This window comes from Chamaesiphon sp. OTE_20_metabat_361, from assembly GCF_031364565.1.
In genome coordinates this window covers 1-3,816 of record NZ_JANLWO010000843.1, presented here as the reverse complement: position 1 = coordinate 3,816, position 3,816 = coordinate 1, and the positions used below count along the sequence as shown (strand labels likewise).

Sequence of the window (3,816 nt, the reverse complement as noted above, 5' to 3'; positions counted from 1 at the left end):
CGGATCTGGGGGTTCCGACCCCCAGACCCCCCGCTGAAAGGCGGGACGCCGCCTCTCAGACTCTCCTGCGTAAGGTTCGATTAGTAAGTGGCGTAGAGTGAGCCTACTTATGCAATCGAATGGCATCACTCAATCTGCTGTTACAACAGGGTTAATTGCCCATCCGTAACTGATGATTTAGACTTACTGGTGGCTGATTCGAGATCTAAAGCATCAGCAGCAGATTCGAGATCGAGTAATACGCGATTGCTGGATCTCCCACCGAGATTGTCGTCAGACAATAACTCATTTGCTGCTGCGATCATCGCCGTGGCGATGTCTTTGAGATCGGGACGATTGTCGAGATAAGTTGAGAGTGCTACCATCGGATCGCCAACGCTACAGCCAAGTTCGGGCAATCGGGGTTGACTGAGCTGACTGATTAGTTCGGCTTGAATCGTGTAGTGATGAGCGGTACTCAAGGCTTCGTGAATGCCGCTAGTACTAATTAATTCGACTTGCTGGGGATTGAGTTGGTAGATCAAGCGGACGACTACATCTAGAATATCAACTTTGGCGATCGCGGCTAAGATATCTAGTTGCGGCTGTTCGCTACTGGAAACATCGATTCTAATCGTCCGAAAAGTCCGCACTTCTAGAGGGCAAAATTCCCAAGTCGTCTCAAAGCTTTTACTCGCTGGTTGGACTGTCGGCTCGATGGTAACTAGGACGTAACCTTTATCTTCTTTCTCTTCGCTAAAATCTACCCGCTCGATACTTCCCGGATAGACAACAGCGGGGTCGTTAGTTTTATTCAGGTTTTGGTGGCGATGGACGTGTCCTAAAGCCACGTAGTCAAAGCAAGAACGGGTCAGGAAGGACAGGGGAATGGTAAACCCTCTACCGACAGCTAAAAATTTCTCGGCCCCCAGCGTGGCATTATCGGCCATCAGGTGTGCTAAAACGATCGTCGGGAGATCGGGATTTAGTTTGCGGATCTCGCCTTCTAGTCGCGGCTGAAGCCGATCGAGTAATAATTGGTTGACTTCTAGCATCGAGAGATTTTCGGCAATCTCGCGGGTGAGCAGAGTCGATCGATTGAGCCAGGGGAGGGTGATAATTTGGATCGCACCGCTGCGAGTATTTACTACATGAGTTTCGATCGTGTCGCCTACAATCGTGCCGGGAACGCCCAGGGAGCGATAAATCGATAGGCTGGCTCCACCTTGTCCCTGAGAATGTTGATCGTGATTGCCGACTAGTAAGACGGTGGGAATATTGGCATCGACTAACCGATAAAATTGGAGTGCAAAGGCTTGTTGGATATACGGTGCGGGTGTGGCATCGGGAAAAGCATCGCCACCAAATAATACCAGATCGACGGGTTCGGCTAATGCTCTGTCGATCGCCCGCGATAGCGATTTGACAAAATCTTGAAAGCGGGTGTTGAGTCCGGTTTCTGGGTCGATTTTACCGTGAGCGAAACCACCGCCCATATGGATATCCGATAAATGCAGAATTTTCATCAGCTTAGGGGTGAGGCTTGAGGGGTGGGAGCGCGATCGTCGTAGTATTTCAGTAAGTATATACTATAGCTTGCTCGGTCTGGCGATCGGACTATAGCAATCCTAGTTGATTTCCTCGCAGTAACGTTAACCTGTAGGGGCGGTGCTGTAGTGTGTGGCTAGCAGTGGATATTTGCAGCGTAAAATTAGCCACCATTACAGCGGATCGAGTGGTTGACAGAAGAGATTGACGCCCGACTCATGAACGTAAAGTAAAACGGGTAAAATCAGGACTTTTGGGCAGATTTTAATTGCTAGAAAGTGTTGAAATACGGGCATGAAGTTACCTTCAACCATATCATTGCGAAATTCTGATTGACAAATTGCCACGCGATGTTTTTTTGCCAGTCCTCGCAACCATTCGCTATTAGCAATATCGGGTTGCTGTCCGACGCGAATTGCGAGCGCGATCGCCGCATCTTCGAGATCGCCTTCACAATCAACAATAGTTTCCAAGCTCACGAGCGCATCGGGAATATTGGCAAATTGCACTTGCAATTCTGCAATGATGTGGAGATCTATCATAATAATTTTTAGTGCGCTAGCGTAATCTCGATCGAATAAAATCTAATTTTTCATTCGGCAATTTAGAGACAGTCGAGCGATCGTCACGAAAATATTTGTAACGACGACCGCTGCTCTAAGAGCCGATTTTAGCGCGGTTTATACTTACTATAAACCGCGCTAACTTTAATTAAGAAACTTTGACACCTTTCCAAAAAGCCACATAGCCTTTGATATTTTTAGCAGCATCTTTGGGTTCGGGATAGTACCAAGCTGCGTCTTGATTGGTTTGACCCTCTACATTAATGCTGTAGTAGTTACAGGTGCCCTTCCAGGGGCAATTACTGTGAGTATTGCTTTCGACAAAATACTGTTTGTTGATGCTATCGGCTGGGAAATATTGATTATTTTCTACTACCACGGTGGCATCGCTTTGGGCTAGGGTAACACCGTTCCAAGTTGCTGTAGTCATGAGGAGATCGCTTAATTGATAAACTACTTTTACTTTAACATTCAAACTTCGGATGGAGCCAAAATCGACATCAATATTTGAGCGATCGGGGGCAGTGGATGGCACCGATCGACGAGCCAAGCGGCGGCTAGTTAGATGCCGTGGCTGGCAATTATCGATCGCGGCTTGACTGATTCTCCAATCAAATCGGCCAACAAATCCGCACTATTCATCACACCGAGGGCACTGGTATTCGATGCCATTGTTGCCAACCGCAGGGGATTTTGGAGCAAGGACAGCACTTCTCCCGCCAGAAATTGGGCGGTTAGGGATTCTTGCCGAAATAATAATGCGCCATGAGCGTTAGCTAAAACGTTGGCATTATAGTATTGATGATCCTCGGCGGCGTAGGGATAAGGAATCAAAATTGACGGCGTGCGGGTAATCATCAACTCATTTAAAGTCGCCGCACCCGCCCGACTGATGGCTAAATCCGCCCGCTGCAACAGTCCAGCCATATTGTCATAGAATGGCAAGACAATATAGCGAGGATGCGCGACGGGTTCGGTAGTGGCATTGGCACCGCCAACAATATGGACGATCGTTGCTCCAGCTTCCAACCACACATCGACGCATTCCCGAATCATCTGATTGAGGGCTACAGCACCCTGAGAGCCACCAACTACCACAATCAACTGACTGTCTTCGGCAATGGGAAGATCGAGGGGTTGTGGCGTCAGGAACTGCTCGCGACAGGGAGTACCCAGATAGATCGTCTTGGCGCGCGGCAGATATTTACCCGTCTCGACAAAACCAACGGCGACTTTGGTACAAAACGGACTCAGCCAGTGGGTAACTTTGCCTGGAAGCACATTGGACTCATGCAAAAAAACTGGTAAACCGAGGGAATAGCCAGCTAAAATAGTCGGCGCGGAGATATATCCGCCTGTACTGAAGACAGCATCAAAATTACCTTGTTTGAGTAGCTTGCGGACTTGGAAGACACCCTTAATCAAACTACCGATCGTTTTGAGGGTACCCAAACCAGGTTTCCCTTGAAAACCACCAACTCGAATCAGATGTAAGGGATACTCTGAGGGGACTAATTTTGATTCTAGGCGATCGGGTACGCCCAACCACTCAATCTGGTATCCACAGAGCTTCTGAGCAACGGCGATCGCTGGGAATACATGTCCCCCAGTGCCGCTGGCGGCAATCAGTAGCTTAATAGCTGGACTAGACACTATTATTTGAATTCCTCATCAGCAACACAGGTATTTTAGCCGTTTGCGTAGCATTTCCGCTAGCGGCTCGCGC

General features: G+C 48.5%; 4 protein-coding genes. All 4 read right to left on the bottom strand.

The features are described from left to right. Positions 1–140: 140 nt before the first annotated feature. Positions 141–1,508, bottom strand: coding sequence for an exonuclease subunit SbcD (gene sbcD, locus RMO35_RS23650; RefSeq protein ID WP_309744939.1), 1,368 nt, complete (start codon positions 1,506–1,508; stop codon positions 141–143). Positions 1,509–1,700: 192 nt separating this feature from the next. Next, positions 1,701–2,069: a hypothetical protein gene (locus RMO35_RS23645; protein WP_309744935.1), complete on the bottom strand. Its 369-nt coding sequence runs from the start codon at positions 2,067–2,069 to the stop codon at positions 1,701–1,703. 169 nt (positions 2,070–2,238) lie between these two features. After that, positions 2,239–2,520 carry a DUF427 domain-containing protein gene (locus RMO35_RS23640; RefSeq protein ID WP_309744937.1) on the bottom strand — a complete coding sequence of 94 codons (282 nt, stop codon included), beginning with the start codon at positions 2,518–2,520 and terminating at the stop codon, positions 2,239–2,241. 131 nt (positions 2,521–2,651) lie between these two features. Beyond that, the gene (gene murG / locus RMO35_RS23635; protein WP_309744933.1) at positions 2,652–3,743 is read right to left on the bottom strand and encodes an undecaprenyldiphospho-muramoylpentapeptide beta-N-acetylglucosaminyltransferase; all 1,092 of its coding nucleotides are present in this window, start codon (positions 3,741–3,743) and stop codon (positions 2,652–2,654) included. Positions 3,744–3,816: the final 73 nt, after the last annotated feature.